Here is a 20,610-nt window from a genome sequence, read left to right on the forward strand (position 1 = left end):
GGATGTGCCGCCCCGCCGTTGGGCCGGGGTCCGTCGTGCAGCGGGTGGTACCCCACACGCGATCTTCTCTAACCCCACCGTAGACGCCCGTTCCGGTTCACACCGGCGGTTCGCCGCGCCCGGTCCGGGCCGCCGGAAGGCGCGGCGACGGCGGCGCGTTGGCGCGTTGGCGGAGCCGTCGGCGCCGGGCATCCCGGCCGGGGTCGACGCCGCCGCACCGCGCGCCGGCGCGGACGGTGACAGGATGGTCCTCGACCGGGAGGTGACGATGACCGACGAGACCGGGCCGCGCCCGCTGGAACCGGTGACGGAGCAGTGGCAGCGTGCGCTGGCCGTCGTGGCGCACCCCGACGACCTGGAGTTCGGCGCCGCCGCGGCGGTGGCCCGCTGGACGGGGCAGGGCAAGCAGGTCGTCTACTGCCTCGTGACCAGCGGCGAGGCCGGCATCGACGCGATGCCGCCGCCGCGGGCCAGGCAGGTGCGGGAGCGCGAGCAGCGCGAGTCGGCCGCCCTGGTCGGCGTACGGACCGTGGAGTTCCTCGGCCTGGCCGACGGTGTCCTCGAGTACGGCGTGCCGCTGCGTCGCGCCCTGGCCGGGGTGGTCCGCCGGCACCGCCCCGAGATCGTGATCACCAACAACTTCCGCGACACCTGGTTCAGCGCGTACGCGCTGAACCAGGCCGACCACATCGCCACCGGCCGGGCGGCGCTGGACGCCGTCCGCGACGCCGGCAACCGATGGGTCTTCCCGGAACAGCTCGTCGACGGCGTCGAGCCGTGGAACGGGGTGCGCCAGGTCTGGGCCGCCTCCTCGCCCCTGGCCGCGCACGGGGTGGACGTCACCGACACCTTCGAGCGGGGCGTGGCCTCGCTGCGGGCGCACGACGCGTACCTGAGCGGGCTGGGCGACGGCAGCTTCGACGCCGAGGAGTTCCTCGAAGGGCTGAGCCGCCCGGTCGGCACCCGGCTGGGTGTGCGCCACGGCGCGGCCTTCGAGGTCTTCCACGTCGACGCGTAGGGACATCGACGCGTCGGGGCGGCGGATGATCCTGCTCGGCACCTCACCCGTGACCACACCGCGACCGACGCCTCCTTTGACGACGCCGGCCTGGACGGCACGCGGCCCGCCCCACCGCAGGGTGGCGCGGGCCGTCGCGGACGAGCGGCGGGTCAGGGAATGATCTTCGCCAGGTCCCGGGGCATCGTGGCCTTCACGTCGTCCCACTCGCCCTGGGTGACGTGCCGGCGCAGGGTGTCCAGCACCACCTGCACCACGCGCTCCGGGCCGCCCTCCACGTCGTACGGGAAGCCCTGCCGGACCTCCAGCAGGAAGTCGTCCCGGTTGAGCTTGATCGGCACGTCCGACGGCTGCCAGCCGTCGAAGTAGATCCCGCGCACCAGCACCGGCAGCTGCGCGGCGAACTCCACGCTCTCCTGCACCGGCATCCGGTCGCGCAGCAGGTGCAGCACGGTGCGCAGCGCGCAGTAGGACTGGTTGCGTTGCTCCTTGGGCCAGCCGTAGGCCTGCTCGATGTCCTTGAGGATCAGGTTGGTCTTGTCCATCGAGGACTCGAACGCGGAATGAAGCTGCTCAGCCATCTGTCCACCCCCGTACGTCGGTCTCCCAGCGTCGGTCGTCGTCCCGTCGCGGCGGTCCCGCCGGGCCACGCGGCTGCCGGGTCGGGCCGCCCCGGACGGGACGCGGCGCCCACCGGGTGTCGGCGGACGAGCCGACGACGTGCAGCACGGCGCCGGGCCGTCGACCCGGTACCACCCGAACCGCCATCTCCAGCCACCTCCCTGGTGTCGCCTTCTCGCGGCCACGGTGGACCGCACGCACCCTCCATGCTGCGCGGCGCCGGGGTGAGCGGCCCTCACCCGGGCGGGGTGAAACGCCGGCCGGGGCGCGGTGCCGCCCTCAGTCCGCGTCGAGGAGCCCGGCGAGGGTCGCGGCGTTGGTCTGCGCGAAGTCGCGGTAGCAGTTGTTCATGAGCACGTGGGTCTCGCCGGTGGAGTCGGCCAGCTCGCGCAGCTTCGGCGCCCAGTCGCGCAGCTCCCGGTCGGAGTAGCGGTAGCCGAACTTCTCGTGGATGTCCCGGCTGGTCCACTTGTCGCTGTGCCCGTGGAAGCGCACCACCGCCAGGTCCGCGGTGGCGGCCAGCACCGGGGGCACCGACGAGCGGTGCCCCTGCGGCATGTCCACGCAGACGTACGCGAGCCGGTGCTCGCGCAGGAAGGCGAGGGTCTCGTCGGCGTTGTCGCCGTCGAACCAGGAGGCGTGCCGGAACTCGTAGACGGGGCGCAGCGGGGCGCAGCGCTTCGCCACCTCCAGCAGGTACTGCTTGTTGTCCCGCCTGATGGTGAACCAGGGCGGGAACTGGAACAGCAGCGCGCCGAGCTTGCCCGCCGCCACGAGCGGGTCCAGGGCGGCCAGGAAGCGCGTCCAGACCTCCTCGTACGCCTGCGGCGCGAGGTCGTCCGGGTACAGGTTCTTCTTGTCCGTCTCCGGTCGCAGGTCCTTGTAGAGCGCGCCGGGTCGGGTGGGGTGCCCGGTGAGCAGGCTGAACGCCTTGACGTTGAAGGTGAAGCCGGCCGGGGTGCGCTGGGCCCACAGTCTCGCCGTGCGTTCGGCGGGCGGCGAGTAGTAGGTGGCGTCCACCTCGACCAGCGGGAACTGCCGGGCGTAGTACGCCAACCGCTTCTCGGGGTCGTCAGCCGTCTGCGGGTACCAGCCGGAGTCCAGCAGCGTCCGGTCGGTCCAGGAGGCGGTGCCCACCTTGATCGCACCCATGGCTCGACCTCACCGCGTTTCCGGACCGACCGTCGACCGTGGGCGGTGTCAGGCCGCCCGGCGCTCCCGGTTCTGCTTGCACTGCACGCAGGTGGTGGCGGAGGGGAAGATCTCCAGCCGCTCGACCGGGATGGCCGAGGTGCAGCCCTCGCAGAAGCCGTAGGTGCCCTCCTCCAGCCGGGTGAGGGCGTGCTCGTACTGGGCGCGGCGGTCGAGGATGGTGCGCAGCAGGGACTGCGCGGTGTCCCGCTCGGCCGTCTTGGTGCCGCTGTCGGCCTGGTCGTCGCCGGCGGTGTCGCCGACCTCCACCAGCCGCAGCACCTGGCTCTGGAGCACCGCCTGCTCGTACTCCGCGGACAGCTCGTCGTAGCGGGCCTGCAGGGAGCGCCGGATCTGGTCGATCTCCGCCTGGGACCGGCCCGTACCGATCGTGTCGTGGACGAGCATCGCTGCCTGCCTTTCTGGCCTGGAATCCGCCGGGGACACCGGTTCGTGCGCCCAGCGCCGTGGTGGTCTGCGCGCGGGCGGATCACCCGCGCTCTGTGAGCCGGGCGAATACCCCACCGCACCGGCGGTCAAACCGACGATTTTTCGTTGGGGCACGGCGTCACGGCGACAGGGCGGACTCCACCAGCGCCGGGTGCCGTGGATCGTCGGCGCGGACCACCACGTCGGCGAACGTGGCCGGGGCGACCTCGTCGGCGTACCGGGCGAAGGCGGGCAGCGTCCACCGCAGCGCCGGCTCGGTGCGCCGGGCCAGGGCCGCCGGGGAGAGCACCAGGTGGACCGTGACGTCGAAGGGCAGGCCACCGCCGAGCAGCAGCGCCCCGCTGACCAGCACGACGCCCCCGGGCGGCAGATCGACGTACGCGGCGCGGCTCGACCGGTCGGCGGCGGCGTCCCACAGCGCGGGCAGCACCCTCCCCACGCCCCCGGGCCCGGCCGGGTCGAGCACCTCCCGGCGCAGCCCCTGCTCGTCGACCCACCCCTCGTAGAACGCGTCGGGGTTGGTGCGGCCGTACTCCAGCCGCACCGAGGCGGGGCGGAGGAAGTCGGCGGCCCGTACGTGCAGCGCCGGCCGGCCGAGCGCGCGCAGCGGGTCGACCAGCGCGGCGGCGAGGTCGTCCGGGCGGGCCGCCGGGGCGCCGTCCACGGCCACCCGCAGCCGGCCGGGGACGTCGGTGCCGGCGAGGCGCTCGGTCAGCTCGGTGACGAGCCGCTGCGGGGTGATGGGGCGGATGCGCATCCGACCATGGTGCCCCGCCGGGCGGGCGGGCACGGTGGGAGACGGGCGCGCAGCGGGCGGCGGTCAGCCGTTGCGGTCGATGGTCACGCGGGCGTCGTCGGCGAGGCGGTAGCCGACGCCGTAGACGGTCGTGACCAGCGGGACGTCGACACCGACCTTGCCGCGCAGCCGGCGGACGTGCACGTCGACGGTGCGCACGCCGGCGTGCTCGTAGCCCCAGACCGCGTTGAGCAGCTGCAACCGGGTGAACACCCGGCGGGGGTGGGCTACGAGGTGCAGCAGCAGGTCGAACTCCAGCCGGGTCAACGGCAACGGCTCGCCGTCGCGCAGCACCGACCGCGACGAGGCGAGGATGTGCAGGGTGGGGATCGTGGCGGCGACGGCACGCGACGGCGCGCGGCCGGCGGGCACCGGGTCGGGGCGGCGTTCGACGGTGGCCGTGATGACGGTGCCCTCGCCGCGTTCCAGCATCTCCCGGGCGGCCTCCAGCAGCCGCCGGGCCGGTGGGGTCAGCGACTCCTCGGACGCCAGCGGGATGTTCAGGGTCACCGTGAGCATCGGGGCGGCGGTGTTGGCGGGGCGACGCTGGCCGCCCGGGGGGCGACCGGGAACAGCAGGCTGGGACGTATGCCATCCGGCGCGCGACGAGGCGGGGCTGACCGACATGGTCCTCCTTGGCTGGTCCGGGTATCTCCCCACGGCCCGGGACGCCGCTCCATCGATGCTTCCCGGCGCCCGGGCGAGGGTCAAGGGGCGGCTGCGTTGCATGAATGTGACAATTGACGAACGCATCGGAGCCGGATGCTCGCTCTGCGTACGAGGCCTGATGATTACAGCAGAGCCGCCGGGTTGACCCGATAGGGGGGTGCCCGCCCGGTTCACGGTGCTCGAAGCGGGTGGCGCCGGGGCGGGCGAGTGCGCGTCACGCCGGCGCGGCGACGGGCCACCCGCGCGGGGCCGGTGTACCGGGGACGGGACCGGTGCCCGTACGCGCCGGCACGTCACCGCGCCCGCCCTCCCCCAGCACCCCGGCCGAGCGACGCGCCAGACCGGTGTCCGACTAACCTGGACCGGTGAGTGAGGAACTCGACGCCGAGACGTTGGCGTTCGCGCACCGGATGTTCGACCTGGCGCGCGACGGCGCCACCGCCGAACTGGCCGACTACGTCGACGCCGGGCTGCCGGTCGACATGACCAACGACAAGGGCGACACCCTGCTGATCCTGGCGGCGTACCACGCCCACCCCGAGACCGTCGCCGCGCTGCTCGCCCGCGGCGCCGACCACTCGCGGACCAACGACCGGGGCCAGACGGCGCTGGCCGCCGCCACCTTCCGCAGCAGCACCGGGGCCGTCCGGGCGCTGCTCGCCGCCGGGGCCGACCCGCACCACGGCAGCCCGTCGGCGGTGGAGACGGCCCGCTTCTTCGACCTGCCCGACATGCTCACGCTGCTGACGGCGCCGACCGGCTGACGGCACGGGCCGCCCGCGTCGTCCGGCCTCGGAGCGGAAACGGCCGCGACGCCCGGCGGGTCCGGCGCGCGACCGGTATACAGGGTCGGTGGAGGATCCGCTGCCCGAACAGATGCGCACCGCCGCCACGGCGCTGCTGGCCGCGCTGGACGAACCCGCCCGCGACCAAGCCACCCACCGGTTCGACGACGAGGCGGCCCGCCGCTGGATCGAGTACCGGCCACGACCCCGGCCCGGGGTCTGCCTGGCCGACCTGGACCGCGCCGGGCGCAAGGCCGCGCACCGGCTGCTGGCCACCGCGCTGAGCCCACCGGCGTACGCCCAGGCGATGGCGATCGTCGCGCTGGAGGAGGTGCTCGACCGGGCGGAGGGGTGGCGCCGGGGCCGGCACAGCGGCGACTACTGGGTGGCCGTCTTCGGCGACCCGGCCCGCGACGACGCCTGGGCGTGGCGCCTGGAGGGGCACCACCTCTCGGTGAACATGACCGTGGTGGCCGACCAGGTCTCCCCCGCGCCGATCTTCCTCGGCGCCAACCCGGCCACCGTCCGGCACGCCGGCCACCCCGTCTCCCGCCCGCTGGGCGTGGAGGAGGACTTGGCCCGCGCCCTGCTCGACGCGATGGGCCCGGCCGGCCGGGCGGCGGCGATCGTCGCCGACGAGGCGCCCGGGGACATCATCAGCGCCACCCGCTCCCGCGTCGACGGCCCGCTGGAGCCGCTCGGAGTGCCCGCCGACCGGCTCGGGCCCACCGGCCGGGCCCTGCTGGACCAGCTCGTGGCGCTCTACCTGGACCGGCTCCCGCCGGAGCTGGCGATCCGGGAGGCGCGCCGGCTCGACCCGGGGCGGCTGCACTTCGCCTGGGCCGGCCCGACCGTGCCCGGCCGGCGCCACTACTACCGGGTGCAGGGCGACGACCTGCTCATCGAGTACGACAACACCACCGACGACGGCAACCACGCCCACACGGTCCTGCGCCGCCCGGCCAGCGACTTCGGCACCGACGTCCTCGCGACCCACCACGCCGAGGCCCACCCCGGCCCGTGACGGTCAGGGGCGGCGGTGGGCCAGGTCCACGGTGGCGTCGGCGGCGCCGCTCAGCGCGTCGAAGGTGGTGGCCTCGGACCGGCGGCCGGCGTCGAAGCGGCGCACCAGGCGGGCGCCCAGCCAGACGCCGACCGCGCCGACGCCCAGGGCCACCAGTTCGGTGAGCAGCAGCACGACGGAGGCGCCCCGCTGCGGCGCGTCCGCGCGGACGAGGCAGGCGACCAGGAACAGCGCGGCCATCGCCACGTTCACGAGATTGAAGGTGACCGCCGTACGCCGGGTGCGGTCGACCGGCACGTCCCACAGGTCGATCATGCCGGCCACGGCGGCCAGCGCGGCGGCGACCAGGGCCGCCACGGACGTCCAGTAGCCCACCTCACCGAGGAAGGCCGGCCCACCGAGCACGTCGGTCAGGTCGAACACGGTCGCGCTCACGAAGAGCCCGAACGGGAACGTCACCAGCATCGGTTGGATCGGGTGCCCCTGCACCCGCAGCCGGCTCTGCATGGTTCCTCCCCAGGTCGGCACGCGTCACCAGTCCAGGGTGCTACCCGGGCGCCGGTACGCCGAAACGACACGCGGCCCACCGGCCCCGCCGATCCCACCGGTCACCTGGGCCCCTGCCCCGGCGACGGCGGGCCCGGGGCGCCAGCGGAACGTCGGCATCCGCCGGTGACCCGCGTCGACGGGGTGCCACGTGGCGACCGGAGCGCCGGCGGGAGGGGGTCAGTTGTCCCGGGGGCGCGACACGGTGGCGACGAGCCGGTCGGCGACGTCCCGCAGCGGGATGTCCAGCGAGGACGCCGCGCTACGCAGCACGTCGAGCGCCTCCTCGGCCGGGCAGCCGCGCTGCGTCATGATCACGCCGATGGCCTGGCCGATCACCCCGTCGCCGAGCAGCGAGGCGTCCAGCTCACCGGCCTGGGCGGCCCGGCGCGCCCGGTCGCGCACCGCCGCCAGGAGCAGCCCGGCGTGTTCGGCGAGCAGCATCGCGGTGAGCTGGTGCCCCGGGGTGAGCAGGTCGGCGGCATTGGCGTAGAGGTTGATCGACCCGATGACCTGTTCGTCTACGTCGACCGGGGCGGAGATCACCGACTGCACGCCCAACTCCCGGGCCCGTGGCGTCCAGGCCGGCCAGCGCTCCTCGCGGTCCAACCGGTCGGAGAGGACCAGCTCCCGCCGCCGGATGGCGTCCATCGCCGGCGAGTCCGGGCCGTGCCGCAGGTCGTCCAGGCCCGCCAGGCGCGCGTCGGAGGCCGCCACCCCGGCCGGTTCGCCGGCGCGCAGGGCCGTGAAGCCGCACCAGCTCACGCCGGCCACGGCGTCGCGGGCCGTACGCACCAGCGCGTCCAGCGCCTCGTCGAAGTCGTCGACGGCGATCAGCCCGGCCGTCAGCTCGCGCAGCAGGGCAGCGGTCTCGAGGACGCCGAGCCGCTCCACCGCCAGGTCCCGCGTCTCCAGGTTCACCGCCGCGCTGCCCCCACCGTCGCGGCGCGTGCTGCCGCACGCCCGACCGGCGCCGTCACCTGTTCCATCGTCGTGGTCTCTCCTGACTCCTCGGACCCGGCCTACTACCCTCGCAACCCGGGGTCGAAACGGCGCAAAAGGGGGCCCCTTCCCGGCGCCCGGAGGCGCGGGAAAGGGCCCCACGCGTCAGCGCGACGCGGAGCTGAGTCGCCGCCCCACCGAGGCGATCAACCGGTCCAGCTCCGAGCCGAACGGGTTGTCGTGCACCAGGTACGTCCAGGTCGCGCTCGGCCGCACCAGCTTCGCCTCGTCCGGCTCCCAGTCGTCGCCGAACTCCGTCTCCTCGAAGGTCTCGATGGTGCGCCGCTCGATCTCCGGGATGAGGTTGTTGAACGCCGGCACCGCCGCCCGGTGGAACTCGTCCAGCGGGTCGAGCCGGCCCAGGGCGCGCAGGTGCACGCCCTCGCGTACCTCGGAGAGCTCCGCGAGGTGCTCCGCCCAGAGCCGGTCGAGGTGGTAGAGGGCGATCGAGCGGGCGGCGCGGGCGAGCAGGTCCTCATCCATCTCGCCGGCCTTCTCGGGCACCCGGTCCAGCAGCATCAGCGCCGCCACGTCGCTGGTCAGCAGGCGTTCCCGGCGCTCCGCGAGCGCCTTGCGCTGCTGCTCGATCACGACGCTGTAGCGCCAGGTGTTGCGGTGGATCTCGTGGTTGACGCCCTCGGCGACCCGCTGGGCGTGCTCGACGGCGTACTCGACCTGGTCGTCGGTGACCAGGCCGTCGGCGTTCATCCGGGGCGAGGCGGGCACGGCGTCGCCGGCGTGCCGGACGACCAGGTCGTCCTCCAGGCTGACGAAGAAGACCGAGCCGCCCGGGTCGCCCTGCCGCCCGGCCCGGCCGCGCAGTTGGTCGTCGACGCGCCGGCTGTCGTGCCGGCCGCTGCCGATCACGTAGAGGCCGCCCAGCTCGGCGACCCGGCCCCGGTCGGCCTGGTCGCTGCCGCCGAGCCGGATGTCGACGCCCCGGCCGGCCATCTGGGTGGAGACGGTCACCGCGCCGTACGCGCCGGCCTCGGCGATGATCGCCGCCTCCTCGTCGTCGTTCTTCGCGTTGAGCACCACGCACGGCACCCCGGCGGCGTTCAGGCCGGCGGCCAGCCCCTCGGACTCCTTCACGTCCAGGGTGCCGACGAGCACCGGCCGCCCGCGCTCGTGGTTGCGCTTGATCTCGTCGACCAGCGCCTCGTCCTTCTCCGCGCGGGTGGCGTAGATGCGGTCCGACTCGTCCTCGCGCACGCACGGGGTGTTCGGCGGGATCACCGCCACCTCGAGGCCGAAGAACTCGCGGAGCTGGTCGCCGACCAGCACCGCCGTGGCCGTCATGCCGCACACCTTCGGGTAGAGCGCGATGTAGGCCTGCACGGCGATGGTGCCGAGCACCTCGCCCTCAGCGGTGGCGTCGAGGCCCTCCTTGGCCTCCACGGCCGCCTGGAGCCCGTCGGGCCAGCGGCGGCGCTGGGCGACCCGGCCGCGCATCTCGTCGATCAGCTCGACGGAGCCGTCCCGGACGATGTAGTCGACGTCGCGGTGCAGCAGGGCGTGCGCGTGCAGCGCCACGTTCACGGCCGAGAGCTGCGCGACGTGCTCCTCGTCGTACAGGTCGATGCCGAGCTTGGCCTCGACGGCGGCCAGGCCGGCGGCGGTGAAGGCGACGCTGCGGCCGTCCTCGGCCACCGTGTAGTGCTTGCCCTTGCGCAGGCCGCGCACCTGGGCGGCGGCGGCGTGCACCGGGTCCTGCTCGCTGGCGACCGAGCCGGCGAGGACCATCGGCACCCGGGCCTCGTCGATGAGGATCGAGTCGGCCTCGTCGACGATCGCGGTGCGCAGCGGCGGCTGCACCCGGTCCTCCACGTCGGTGACGAGCTGGTCGCGCAGGTAGTCGAAGCCGGCCTCGCTGACCGAGACGTACGTGACGTCGCAGGCGTACGCGTCGCGCCGCTCCTGCGGGGTGGAGGCCTCGTTGACCCAGCCGACCGTCAGGCCGAGCAGGGTGTAGACCGGCTCCATCCAGAGGGCGTCACGCCGGGCCAGGTAGTCGTTGACGGTGAGCACGTGCACCGGGCCGTTGCCCAGCCGGACGTGCCCGTACGCGGCGATGGTCGCGGTGAGCGTCTTGCCCTCACCGGTGGCCATCTCGGCGACCTTGCCGGAGAGCAGCGCCATCGCGCCCAGCAGCTGCACGTCGTACGGCCGCTGGTCGAGGCCCCGGCGGGCGGCCTCGCGGCCGATCGCGCAGATCTCCTCGTAGTCCGTGGCCTTGCCGGCGGCCTCGGTCAGCTCGGCGTCGTCGAGCGCCGACAGCTCGTCCTCGCGCGCCTCGACGGCGGGCAGCAGCTTCTCCAACGGCCCCAGGTCGACCGTCGTCCCCGGGCGCTGGAGGAACCGGCGGAACCTGGTCTTCAAGCGTTGCGACACACCCATGAGCGGCAACGGTACGCGACCGGGGCCGGTGTTGGCGGCCCGCCCGGCGCGCCGCCGCGCGGGTGTCGTCGCCGGGCGGATCGCGGGCGTGGACCGCTCAGCTCACCAGGAGCTGGTGGGTGGCCAGCTCACGGTAGAGCGGGCTGGTCCCGGTCAGCTCGTCGTGGGTGCCGGTGGCCGCCACCCGACCGCCGTCGAGCACCACGATCTGGTCGGCGTCGACGACGGTGGAGAGGCGGTGCGCCACGATCAGCAGGGTGCGCCGGGCGGCCACCGCGTCGATGGCCCGGCGCAGCGCGGCCTCGTTGCGGGCGTCGAGGTTGCTGGTCGGCTCGTCGAGCAGCAGCACCGGCGGCCCGGCCAGCAGGGCGCGGGCGATCGCCAGCCGCTGCCGCTCGCCGCCCGAGAGCAGCACCCCGCCCTCGCCCACCTGCACGTCCAGCCCCTCGGGGGCGCGCTCGGCCAGGTGGCCGAGGTTGACCTCGTCGAGCACCGCACGCAGCCGGGCCTCGGTGGCCTCCGGCGCGCTGATCAGGAGGTTCTCCCGCAGCGTGCCGGCCAGCACCGGCGCGGACTGCTCGACGTAGCCGATCCGGGCGCGCAGCGCGTCGCGGGGCAGGTCCCGCACGTCGACCCCGTCGATGCGTAGCGCGCCCTCGGTGACCTCGTAGAAGCGCTCGACCAGCGCCAGCAGCGTCGACTTCCCGGCGCCCGACGGGCCGACCAGGGCGGTGCGGGTGCCGGCCGGCACGGTGAAGCTCACCTCGCGCAGCACCGGCGGGCCGCCGGGGTAACCGAAGCCCACCCGGTCGAACTCGACGGACGCCGGGGCCCCGCCGGTCGCCGCCGTGGCCGGAGCGCGCGCCGGCCGGTCGGCCGCCCCCTCCACGGGCACGGCGAGCACCTCCTCGATCCGCTGGAGCGCGCCGAGGCCGGTCTGCAACTGGGTGTAGGCGTGCACCGCCTGCCCGAGCGGGAGGACCAGGAAGAACAGGAACATGATGAAGGCGACGAGGTCGCCGACGGTGATGGCGCCCGCCGCCACCCGCGCCCCGCCCACCCCGAGGACCAGCAGGAACGCCCCCTGGATGGTGACGCCGCTGGCCGGGCCGACAAACGCCTGCACGCGGGCCACCCGCAGCCCCGCCGCGTACGCCTGGGCGGCGCTCACGCCGATCGCGTCGGCCTCGCGCCGCTCGGCCCGGGCCGCGCGGATCGTGCGGGCGGCGGAGATGGCCCGCTCCACCGCCGAGGTCATCTCGCCGATGCGTTCCTGGGCGGCCCGGGCCAGCCCGCGCACCCGGTGGGCGAAGGCGACGGCGATGGCGATGCCGGCGGCCACCCCGAGCAGGGTCACCCCGAACAGCACCGGGTCGAGCAGGACCATCGCGCCGGCCGCGCCGAGCACCATCACGGCGCCGGTGACCACCTCGAACAGGCCGGAGGTGACCACGGCGCGCAGCAGGGTGGTGTCCGAGCCGACCCGGGAGAGCAGGTCGCCCGTGCGGCGGCGGTCGTACTCGGCGATCGGCAGTCGCAGCAGGTGCCCCGCCAGCCGCCGCCGGGTGCCGAGCACGACCCCCTCGGCGGTGCGTTGCAGCAGGTAGTCCCGCACGCCGCCGAGCGCCGCACCGACCAGCACGAGGGCGACCAGCGCCGCGACCAGCCCGGCGACGGGCCGGCTGGCGGAGAGCCCGTCGAGCACCGAACGGGTGAGCAGCGGCTGGGCCAGCGACGCCGCCGCGCCGGCCAGCGACAGCGCGCCCACCACGGCCAGGGTGCCGCGGTGGGCGCGCAGGTAGGGCAGGAGGGCGGCGAGGCCGACCCGCCGGTCGGCTCCGCCCCCGCCGGGACCGCCGGGGGCGGCCGGGACGGAGTCGTCGGCGGTCAGGACGGCGGCGTCGGCGGTCATGGCTGGAACGGTATCCGCCCGCGCCACCCGCCCGGACCGTACGCGCGCCTCAGGCGGTCAGCACCACCTGGAGCTCCTGGCGGCGCCGCTCGGCGAGGTCGGTCAGCAGTGTCGGCGCCTCCTCGAACGGCACCACCGCCGAGACCAGGTGCTTGCGGATGACGTCCCCGTACGCGCGCAGCAGGTCGATCGTCTCGGCGGAGAGGCGCTCCCGGTCCCAGGTCGGGGCGAGCCCGCGCGGCACCCGGCCGATCTGCGCGCAGCGCAGCGACAGTCCGTTGTGGTGGAACTCCTCACCGAACCGGACCGCGTCCGCGCCGGCCTGGTAGAAGGCCAGGTCGACCACCGTGCCCTGGGGACGCAGCAGGCGCAGCGCGAGCTGCAACGCCCAGGCCTGGCCCCGGCACTGGAACACCAGGTCGGCGCCCCGGTCGCCGGGCCCGTGCGCCCAGCGGGTCTTGAGCACCACCGCCGGGTCGTCCGCCTCCGGGTCGAGGGTCTCCAGGCCCAACGCCTCGGCGACGGCCCGCCGCTGCGGGGTCGGGTCGAGCACCACCACCGAGGCGGCCCCGTGCCGCTTGGCGAACAGGGCGGTGAGCAGGGCCACCACCCCGCTGCCGACGACCGCGACCCGCCGGCCCCGTACCCCGTCGCCCAGCGAGCGCACGTCCGCGCCGTGCAGGTCGGCGGCGGCGTGCAGCACGCCGTTGGCGCAGATCGGCCCCATGTGCGCGACGTAGACGCCGAGCAGCGGGTCGAGGTCCTCGGGCAGCGGCACGAACCGCTCGGCGACCGCGTCGGCGACCCAGCCGGTGCGGTGGCCGTACGTCATCGCGCCGACGGTGCCCACGGCGACGGCCGGCGTGCGGCTCTCCACCACCCGACCGACCTGCATGTAGCCCAGCCGGGTCACCGGGTACGGCGTGCTGGCGGCACCCGGCTGGAAGAGCCCGAGGTCGGCGTTCCAGGTGACGTTCAGGTAGGGGTTGGTGCCCTTGACGTAGCTGAGTTCGGTGCCGGCCGACACGCCGCTGAACAGCGTCTCGACCCGGAACGTGCCGTCGGTCAGCTCGGCGGCGTCCTGCTCGACCAGCTCGACCCGGCCCGGGCCGCTGACCACCACCACGCGGTCACGCATCGACGGTCACCCCCGTAGCCAGCGGCGCGGCGGCGGGCGTGTCCAGGCGTACGGGCCGGCCGGTGCGGGCGGAGTCGGCGACCGCGAGGGCGAGCCGCTGGGTGCCGAGGGCCTCGGCGTACGGGACGCGCACGTCGTCGCCGACGCCCCGGACGGCGTCGACGAAGGCCCGGTCCACGGCCACCCGGGCGGCCTCCGGGTCGGCGTCGAAGCGGCGTTCCCCGTCGGCGTCGCGCACGACCAGCCCGTCCTCGCTCAGCGACAGGGCCAGCCCGTCGGCGAGGATCTCCAGCCCGGCGCGGTGCTTCCAGCCGAGCACGCAGGCGGCGGTGAGCGTGCCGACCGCGCCGCCGGCGAAGCGCAGCGTCGCGGTGGTCACCGAGTCGATGTCGGCGCCGTCGACCGGCGGCGGGGTGCCGTCGCCGTACGCGGTGACCTCGGTGGCCTCGCCGACCAGGCACCGGATGAGGTCCAGCACGTGGGCGGCCTGCTCGACCACCGGGCCGCCGGAACGCTCGCGCGACGACCACCAGGCCACCGGGGGCACCTTGTCCCACCACGCGCCGGCGACCATCCGCACCGGACGGTCGCCGAGCAGCTCCCGGGCCTGCTGCACCACCGGCAGGTAGCGCCAGTGGTGCCCCACGCCGGTGAGCAGCCCGCGCCGGGCCACCAGGTCGGCGACGCGCTCGGCGGTGGCCAGGTCGACGGCGACCGGCTTCTCCACGAACATCGGCACCCCGGCCGCGACGACCGCCTCCTCGGCCGGCCCGTGGGCGAACGGCGGCACGCAGACGTAGACCGCGTCCGGGCCGGCGGCCAGCAGCTCGTCGACGTCGCCGAAGGTGCGGGCGTCGTGCGCCCGCGCCAGCTCCGCCGCCGCCTGCGGCACCACGTCGGTCACCCCGATCAGCTCCACGTCGGCGAAGCCGCCCAACACCCTGGCGTGGCGTTGCGCCACCCCGCCGGCCCCGACCAGTCCCACCCGGCACGTGCGCATGTAAAGCCCCTTCGCCACAGTTTCGCGTTCGACGACTGCACTCCCCCCGCGTGCGCGCAACCAAACGTTCACCAGGGCGGAACCCGGTCACGTCACCGTCGTGATCAAGCTGTTAGGCATGCTGCGGGTTAGCGCGAGTGCGGTAGTGGGAAAAACAGGGAAGGTTTTTCCGCCACGATCTGGGGGTGCCTGTGCGGAATACGGAAACTATGGTGTCGCCGGTGGTGGAGGCCTGGGCCACCTACCGCACGACGTCGGCGGGGGACTGGCCGGCGCGGCGCCTGGTGCGCGCCAAGGGCGACAGCCGGGTCAGCGTGGTGCTGCCGGCCCGCAACGAGGAGGCGACGGTCGGCGCGATCGTGTCGACCATCCGGGAGCACCTGATGGAGCGGGTGGCCCTGATCGACGAGCTGATCGTGGTGGACTCCCGGTCGACCGACCGCACCGCCAAGGTGGCGCGTGCCGCCGGCGCGGAGGTGGTCAGCCAGGACGCGATGACCCGGGGCCTGCCGCGGCTCACCGGCAAGGGGGACGCGCTCTGGGCGGGGCTGGCGGCGGCCGAGGGCGACGTGGTGGCGTTCATCGACGCCGACCTGCGTGAGTTCCGGCCGCACTTCGTGACGGGGCTGATCGGTCCCCTGCTGACCGATCCCTCGGTCGACTTCGTGAAGGGCTTCTACCACCGCCCCCTGGTCGGGGCGTCGAGCGTGGAGGCCGACGGCGGCGGGCGGGTGACGGAGCTGATGGCCCGGCCGATGCTGAACCTGTTCTGGCCCGAGCTGGCGGGCTTCGTGCAGCCCCTCGCCGGTGAGTACGCGGGCCGCCGGGAGGTCCTGGAGCGGGTGCCGTTCGTCTCCGGCTACGGGGTCGAGACGGCGATGCTCATCGACCTGCTCGAGCTGGTCGGGTTGGACGCGCTGGCCCAGGTGGACCTGGGCGAGCGCAAGCACCGCCACCAGGACACCGCCGCGCTGGGCCGGATGTCGGCCCAGATCATGCTCACCGCCTGGTCGCGGCTGCAGCGGCGCGGCTGGGCGGCGCCCGGGGCGATGCCCGCCGCCCTGCTGACCCAGTTCCGGCGCGGCGGCTCCGACGCCCTGCCGAACCTGGACCGGGAGATCGTCGTCAGCGACGTCTCCGTCGAGGAACGGCCGCCCCTGGCCGAGCTACGGCACCGCATCCCCCGCCGACGGGTCGCCGCGGCGTGAGCACGCGACCTCTTGTGACCCCGAACGACCGGGCGCGGACGGCCGAGGGCCCCGCCGAGGGAAGGAATCCCGCATGAGCCTCACCGTCCTGATGAACGCCGGTCCGTGGCTGTCCGTGCCGCCGCCCGGCTACGGCGGCATCGAGAACGTCATCGCGACGCTGGTGCCGGAGCTGCGCCGCCTCGGCGTACGGGTGGTACTCGCGTCGGTCGACAGCAGCACGCTGCCGGTCGACGAGAAGTTCTCCGTCTTCGCCGACGGGCAGTTCCCCGCCCTGCAACGGCCGTACAACCAGGTCTGCGGCATCTCGCAGGCGCACCTGAACGGGGTGGTGCGCGCGTTGCACTCGCGTGACGACATCGACCTGGTGCACGACCACGTGGAGGCGGTCGGCCTGGCCACGCTCGCCGCGATGGGCCCGGACGCCCCGCCGGTGCTGCACACCCTGCACTGGGACCTGGCCAAGCACCCGGCGCTCTACGGCAACCTCGACGGCGGCGACCGGGTCCGGGTCAACGGGGTCTCCGCCTCGCAGCTGGCCCGCGCGCCCCGGGCGTTGCAGGAGCACTCGGTGGGCCACGTGCACCTGTCCACCCCGCTCGCCGTCGACGCGGACCGTCGGCCCCGGGCCGACAAGGGCGACTATCTGATCATCCTGGGCCGGATCAACCCGGGCAAGGGCCAGGACGTGGGCGCGCGTCTCGCCCGGCAGGTGGGGGTGCCGCTGGTGCTCGCCGGGCCCGTCGGCCCGTACCACCGGCCGGAGGACCTGGCTGCGGCCGGGGACGAGGCCCGGCAGAACCCGGACGTCCGGTTCTTCTACGACGAGGTGGCGCCGCACGTCGACGGCGACCTGGTCCGCTGGGTGGGCACGGTGGCCGGGCAGGAGCGCGACGACCTGCTGGCCGGCGCCCGGGCCTCGCTGTTCCCGCTGCGCTGGGAGGAGCCGGGCGGCACGGCGGTGGTCGAGTCCCTGGCCCTGGGCACGCCCGTGGTCGCCACCGCCCGGGGCTGCCTGCCCGAGCTGATCGAGCACGGCCGCACCGGCCTGCTCACCACCGACGAGGAGGAACTGGGCGACCTGCTGCTGGCCGCCAGCCTGCTCGACCCGGACGAGTGCCGGCGCGAGGCCGCCGTCCGCTTCACCCCCGCCGTGATGGCCGAGAAGTACGTCGGCCTCTACGAACTCCTCCGCCAGTCCGCCGCCGCCGGGCGCCTGCTGCCGGCCTGATCGTCCGTCCGCGCCCCGGGGCCGGGCCGCCGTCATGGTGGGCCGGCCCCGTTGGCGTACGCGCCCGGGGACCGCGACGACGTTCGCCCCGTCGGCAGTCGGGGGCCGCCCGTCCCGGGGCGGGAGGTTTGGCGGCGCGCACGGCGGGAAGGCGCGGTCCGCTCAGCTTTCCCGCACAGTGAGGAGACGGCGGTGACCGGTCCCATGGCGCGCTCGCGCGCCCGGCACAACCCGGCCGACGGCAAGGCTCCCGTCCGGCGGGCCGCCGCCGCCGTGGCGGTGGTCTTCCTCCTGGTCGGCGTCCTCGGCTTCGTACCGGGCATCACCAGCGACTTCGGCGACCTGCGCTTCGCCGGGCACGACTCCGAGGCCAGGCTGCTCGGCCTGTTCCAGGTCTCGGTGCTGCACAACTTCGTCCACCTGCTCTTCGGGGTGGCCGGGCTGGTGCTGGCCCGCACCGTCGCGGGCGCGCGGACCTACCTGGTCGGCGGCGGCGCGATCTACCTGGTGCTCTGGCTCTACGGCCTGGTGATCGACCACGACAGCGGGGCCAACTTCATTCCGGTCAACAACGCCGACAACTGGCTGCACCTCTTCCTCGGCCTGGGCATGATCGCGCTGGGCGTCCTGACCACCCGGGGCCGAGCCACCCGGTGACGCAGCGTCGACGGCCGGGGCCCGCCGCCCCGGCCAGGCCGGTTTCGCCCGCCCCCGTCCGGGTACTTCGCAGATCCCCGACGACGCGAAACGAGGGCGCACATGCCGCGGCGGATCACCTGCGAGGTGCAAGACAGGTCGCCGGTGACCGTCGTACGCCTGCGTGGCGGCCTCGACCTCGGCACCATGCGCACGGTGCACACCGCGCTGGACGCCTGCCTCGCCAGCCAGCCCGACGCGCTCGTGGTGGACCTCACCGACGTCACCGTCCGTGACCCGCTGGCCCTCTCGGTCTTCGCCGCCACCGCCCGCCGGGCGGCCGGCTGGCCGGCGGTGCCCGTCGTGCTGTGCGCCCCGCCGCCCGACGCGGCGACCTGGCTGGCGCAGTCGACCGCCTGCCGGGTGGTGCCCGTGCGCCGCGACTGCGACGAGGCGACCCGGGCGGCGAACGCGGCGGCGGCGCCCCGGCTGCGCGCCCGGCTCGAGCCGGTCGCGGAGGCCTGCCGGCGGGCGCGGGAGCTGGTCACCGACGCCTGCGGTCGGTGGAACGTGCCGGAGGCCGTCGGCCCGGCGTCGCTGGTGCTCAGCGAGCTGGTCGGCAACGTGGTCCGGCACGCCGGCACGCCGATGCGGGTGACGCTCACCCTGCGCCGGCCGTACCTGCACGTGGCGGTGACCGACGGCGACCGGACCCTGGTCCGGGCCGGCTGCCCCGACGGGCAGGCCGAGGGCGGCCGGGGGCTGCTGCTGGTGCGCGAGCTGGCCCAGGTGTGGGGCAGCTCGCCGGCCGGTGACGGGAAGGTCGTCTGGGCCATACTGCCCGCGAATTGACCAGATTTACCACTCTCGCCTGAATAACCGCTGTCGCCTGGTTTCATGGGCTGTGGGGCGGGTAGCCGCGCCGTCCTATCTGTCGTCATGGCGGGGTGAGAGTCACATGCCCGAGCGGGTAACCACGGAACCACGCGACCGGGGGCCGGCGATCCTGGCGCCGGCACGCTTCGGCGGCTATCCCGGGCCGCTGCGCAAGGCGCTGCCCGGTGGGAAGCTCACCCGGTTCCTGGCCACCACCGACCACAAGCAGATCGGGCTGCTCTACCTGCTGACCTCGTTCGGATTCTTCCTGGTCGCCGGGGTCCAGGCGATGCTGATGCGGGCCGAGCTGGCCCGGCCGGGCATGCAGTTCCTCTCGGCCGAGCAGTACAACCAGCTCTTCACCTCGCACGGCGCGCTCATGCTGCTGCTGTTCGCCACGCCGGCGGCGTTCGGGTTCGCCAACTACATCGTGCCGATCCAGATCGGCGCGCCGGACGTGTCGTTCCCCCGGCTCAACGCCCTCGCGTACTGGCTCTACCTCTTCGGCGGCCTGATGGTGCTCGGCGGCTTCCTCACCTCCGGCGGCTCCGCCGACTTCGGCTGGACCGCCTACACGCCGCTGAGCAGTTCGGAGCACTCCCCCGGCGTCGGCGCCAACATGTGGGTGATCGGCCTGGTGATCTCGGGGCTGGGCACCATCCTCGGCGCGGTCAACCTGATCACCACGATCCTCACCCTGCGCGCGCCCGGCATGACGATGTTCCGGATGCCGATCTTCACCTGGAACATGCTCTTCACCAGCGTGCTGGTGATCCTGGTGTTTCCGCTGCTGGCCGCGGCCCTGATGGCGCTCGCCGCGGACCGGCTGCTCAACGCCCACGTGTACGACCCGATAACCGCCGGGCCGATGCTCTGGCAGCACCTGTTCTGGTTCTTCGGCCATCCCGAGGTCTACATCATCGCGATCCCGTTCTTCGGCATCATCACCGAGATCATCCCGGTCTTCTCCCGCAAGCCGATCTTCGGCTACACGGGACTGGTGCTGGCCACCGCCGCGATCACCGTGCTGTCGATGACCGTGTGGGCACACCACATGTTCGCCACCGGCCAGGTGCTGCTGCCGTTCTTCAGCATCCTGAGCTACCTGATCGCGGTCCCCACCGGGGTCAAGTTCTTCAACTGGATCGGCACCATGTGGAAGGGGCAGCTCACCTTCGAGACGCCGATGCTCTTCGCGATCGGCTTCCTGGTCACCTTCCTCTTCGGCGGCCTGACCGGGGTGCTGCTGGCCAGCCCGCCGGCGGACTGGCACACCCACGACACGTACTTCGTCGTCGGGCACTTCCACTACGTGCTGTTCGGCACCGTGGTCTTCGCGCTCTTCGGCGGCTTCTACTTCTGGTGGCCGAAGATGACCGGGCGGCTGCTCGACGAGCGGCTCGGCAAGGCCCACTTCTGGACGATGTTCATCGGCTTCCACGGCACCTTCCTGGTGCAGCACTGGCTGGGCAACGAGGGGATGCCCCGCCGCTACGCCGACTACCTGCCCAGCGACGGGTTCACCGCGCTGAACACGATCTCCACCATCTTCGCCTTCGTGCTCGGCGCCTCCACGTTGTTCTTCATCTGGAACGCCTGGAAGTCCTGGCGCTTCGGGGCGCAGGTGACCGTCGACGACCCGTGGGGCTTCGGCAACTCGCTGGAGTGGGCCACCACCTGCCCGCCGCCGCTGCGCAACTTCGACCGGATGCCCCGCATCCGCTCCGAGCGGCCCGCCTTCGACGCCAAGTACGGCCCGCTCGTCGCCGACCTCGGCCGGGACCTGCCGCAGCGCACCACCAAGCCGCCGCAGGAGTTCCGCGACGAACTGCACCGCGAGAAGCACGTGCCCGAGTCGCCGTCCCACGAGGGTGCACACGGCGCGCGGGAGGCCACCGAGTACCAGCCGGCCCCGCAGTCCGGGGCCAGGCCGGTGGACGTACCCGAGCCGGGCGACATCCGCCGGCCCAGCTTCGAGCAGACCGACGAGCCGGAGGAGACCAACCTCGGCGCCCAGCGGGAGCAGCAGGAGAACGACCGCTGGCGGCACCCGCGCGCGCCCGGCGACCCGCCCGACCACTGAGTGTCCGTACGCGAAAGGGCCGGCACC

19 protein-coding genes are annotated in these 20,610 nt (G+C 74.2%); 8 read left to right on the top strand and 11 right to left on the bottom strand.

Annotated elements, in window-relative coordinates:
* Window positions 1–166 precede the first annotated feature (166 nt).
* Window positions 167–1,018, top strand: a complete 852-nt coding sequence (locus tag GA0070610_RS15185; RefSeq protein ID WP_231926135.1) for a PIG-L deacetylase family protein — start codon at window positions 167–169, stop codon at window positions 1,016–1,018.
* Between the two features lie 152 nt (window positions 1,019–1,170).
* Here the strand turns inward: GA0070610_RS15185 and GA0070610_RS15190 are convergent, their stop codons facing one another.
* The 5 genes from GA0070610_RS15190 to GA0070610_RS15215 all read right to left on the bottom strand — a co-directional run bounded on the left by GA0070610_RS15190 (window position 1,171) and on the right by GA0070610_RS15215 (window position 4,703).
* Window positions 1,171–1,599 carry a DUF2267 domain-containing protein gene (locus GA0070610_RS15190; protein WP_089000641.1) on the bottom strand — a complete coding sequence of 143 codons (429 nt, stop codon included), beginning with the start codon at window positions 1,597–1,599 and terminating at the stop codon, window positions 1,171–1,173.
* A gap of 319 nt (window positions 1,600–1,918) precedes the next feature.
* Window positions 1,919–2,791, bottom strand: coding sequence for a DUF72 domain-containing protein (locus GA0070610_RS15200; protein ID WP_089000643.1), 873 nt, complete (start codon window positions 2,789–2,791; stop codon window positions 1,919–1,921).
* A 48-nt stretch (window positions 2,792–2,839) separates the two neighbouring features.
* Entirely contained in the window at window positions 2,840–3,238 is a 399-nt protein-coding gene (locus tag GA0070610_RS15205; RefSeq protein ID WP_089000644.1) for a TraR/DksA family transcriptional regulator, read from the bottom strand.
* Window positions 3,239–3,398: 160 nt separating this feature from the next.
* A complete protein-coding gene (locus GA0070610_RS15210; protein WP_089000645.1) occupies window positions 3,399–4,037 on the bottom strand; it encodes a nucleoside/nucleotide kinase family protein in 639 nt (212 codons plus the stop codon).
* Between the two features lie 63 nt (window positions 4,038–4,100).
* Window positions 4,101–4,703 carry a winged helix-turn-helix domain-containing protein gene (locus tag GA0070610_RS15215; protein WP_089000646.1) on the bottom strand — a complete coding sequence of 201 codons (603 nt, stop codon included), beginning with the start codon at window positions 4,701–4,703 and terminating at the stop codon, window positions 4,101–4,103.
* A gap of 452 nt (window positions 4,704–5,155) precedes the next feature.
* Between GA0070610_RS15215 and GA0070610_RS15220 the strand changes: the two genes are divergently transcribed.
* The gene (locus GA0070610_RS15220) at window positions 5,156–5,509 is read left to right on the top strand and encodes an ankyrin repeat domain-containing protein (RefSeq protein ID WP_392567327.1); all 354 of its coding nucleotides are present in this window, start codon (window positions 5,156–5,158) and stop codon (window positions 5,507–5,509) included.
* A gap of 88 nt (window positions 5,510–5,597) precedes the next feature.
* Window positions 5,598–6,554: a DUF3500 domain-containing protein gene (locus GA0070610_RS15225; RefSeq protein WP_172896534.1), complete on the top strand. Its 957-nt coding sequence runs from the start codon at window positions 5,598–5,600 to the stop codon at window positions 6,552–6,554.
* A 3-nt stretch (window positions 6,555–6,557) separates the two neighbouring features.
* On the opposite strand, the gene GA0070610_RS15230 is transcribed toward GA0070610_RS15225, so the two are convergent.
* The 6 genes from GA0070610_RS15230 to GA0070610_RS15255 form a co-directional block, all read right to left on the bottom strand.
* Complete coding sequence (locus GA0070610_RS15230) at window positions 6,558–7,061, bottom strand: DUF2231 domain-containing protein (RefSeq protein WP_089000649.1); 504 nt, start codon at window positions 7,059–7,061, stop codon at window positions 6,558–6,560.
* 219 nt (window positions 7,062–7,280) lie between these two features.
* On the bottom strand, window positions 7,281–8,021 hold the full coding sequence (locus tag GA0070610_RS15235) for a GAF and ANTAR domain-containing protein (RefSeq protein ID WP_089000650.1): 741 nt from the start codon (window positions 8,019–8,021) through the stop codon (window positions 7,281–7,283).
* A gap of 186 nt (window positions 8,022–8,207) precedes the next feature.
* Window positions 8,208–10,499: an accessory Sec system translocase SecA2 gene (gene secA2 / locus GA0070610_RS15240; RefSeq protein WP_089000651.1), complete on the bottom strand. Its 2,292-nt coding sequence runs from the start codon at window positions 10,497–10,499 to the stop codon at window positions 8,208–8,210.
* A gap of 97 nt (window positions 10,500–10,596) precedes the next feature.
* On the bottom strand, window positions 10,597–12,411 hold the full coding sequence (locus GA0070610_RS15245; protein ID WP_089000652.1) for an ABC transporter ATP-binding protein: 1,815 nt from the start codon (window positions 12,409–12,411) through the stop codon (window positions 10,597–10,599).
* 49 nt (window positions 12,412–12,460) lie between these two features.
* Entirely contained in the window at window positions 12,461–13,549 is a 1,089-nt protein-coding gene (locus GA0070610_RS15250) for a zinc-dependent alcohol dehydrogenase (RefSeq protein ID WP_089000653.1), read from the bottom strand.
* A complete protein-coding gene (locus GA0070610_RS15255) occupies window positions 13,542–14,549 on the bottom strand; it encodes a Gfo/Idh/MocA family protein (RefSeq protein ID WP_089000654.1) in 1,008 nt (335 codons plus the stop codon). Before GA0070610_RS15255 ends, GA0070610_RS15250 begins: the two co-directional genes overlap by 8 nt.
* Window positions 14,550–14,758: 209 nt before the next feature.
* Here GA0070610_RS15255 and GA0070610_RS15260 point away from each other — a divergent pair, with 209 nt between their 5' ends.
* From GA0070610_RS15260 to ctaD, 5 genes are all read left to right on the top strand, one after another.
* Window positions 14,759–15,757: a glucosyl-3-phosphoglycerate synthase gene (locus tag GA0070610_RS15260; RefSeq protein WP_172896535.1), complete on the top strand. Its 999-nt coding sequence runs from the start codon at window positions 14,759–14,761 to the stop codon at window positions 15,755–15,757.
* A gap of 73 nt (window positions 15,758–15,830) precedes the next feature.
* Entirely contained in the window at window positions 15,831–16,988 is a 1,158-nt protein-coding gene (locus tag GA0070610_RS15265) for a glycosyltransferase (protein WP_089000656.1), read from the top strand.
* 204 nt (window positions 16,989–17,192) lie between these two features.
* Window positions 17,193–17,645 carry a DUF4383 domain-containing protein gene (locus GA0070610_RS15270; RefSeq protein WP_089003524.1) on the top strand — a complete coding sequence of 151 codons (453 nt, stop codon included), beginning with the start codon at window positions 17,193–17,195 and terminating at the stop codon, window positions 17,643–17,645.
* A 102-nt stretch (window positions 17,646–17,747) separates the two neighbouring features.
* On the top strand, window positions 17,748–18,476 hold the full coding sequence (locus GA0070610_RS15275) for an ATP-binding protein (RefSeq protein WP_089000657.1): 729 nt from the start codon (window positions 17,748–17,750) through the stop codon (window positions 18,474–18,476).
* Window positions 18,477–18,582: 106 nt separating this feature from the next.
* A complete protein-coding gene (gene ctaD / locus GA0070610_RS15280) occupies window positions 18,583–20,583 on the top strand; it encodes an aa3-type cytochrome oxidase subunit I (RefSeq protein ID WP_089000658.1) in 2,001 nt (666 codons plus the stop codon).
* Window positions 20,584–20,610: the final 27 nt, after the last annotated feature.

Source organism: Micromonospora echinofusca (assembly GCF_900091445.1).
GTDB lineage: Bacteria > Actinomycetota > Actinomycetes > Mycobacteriales > Micromonosporaceae > Micromonospora > Micromonospora echinofusca.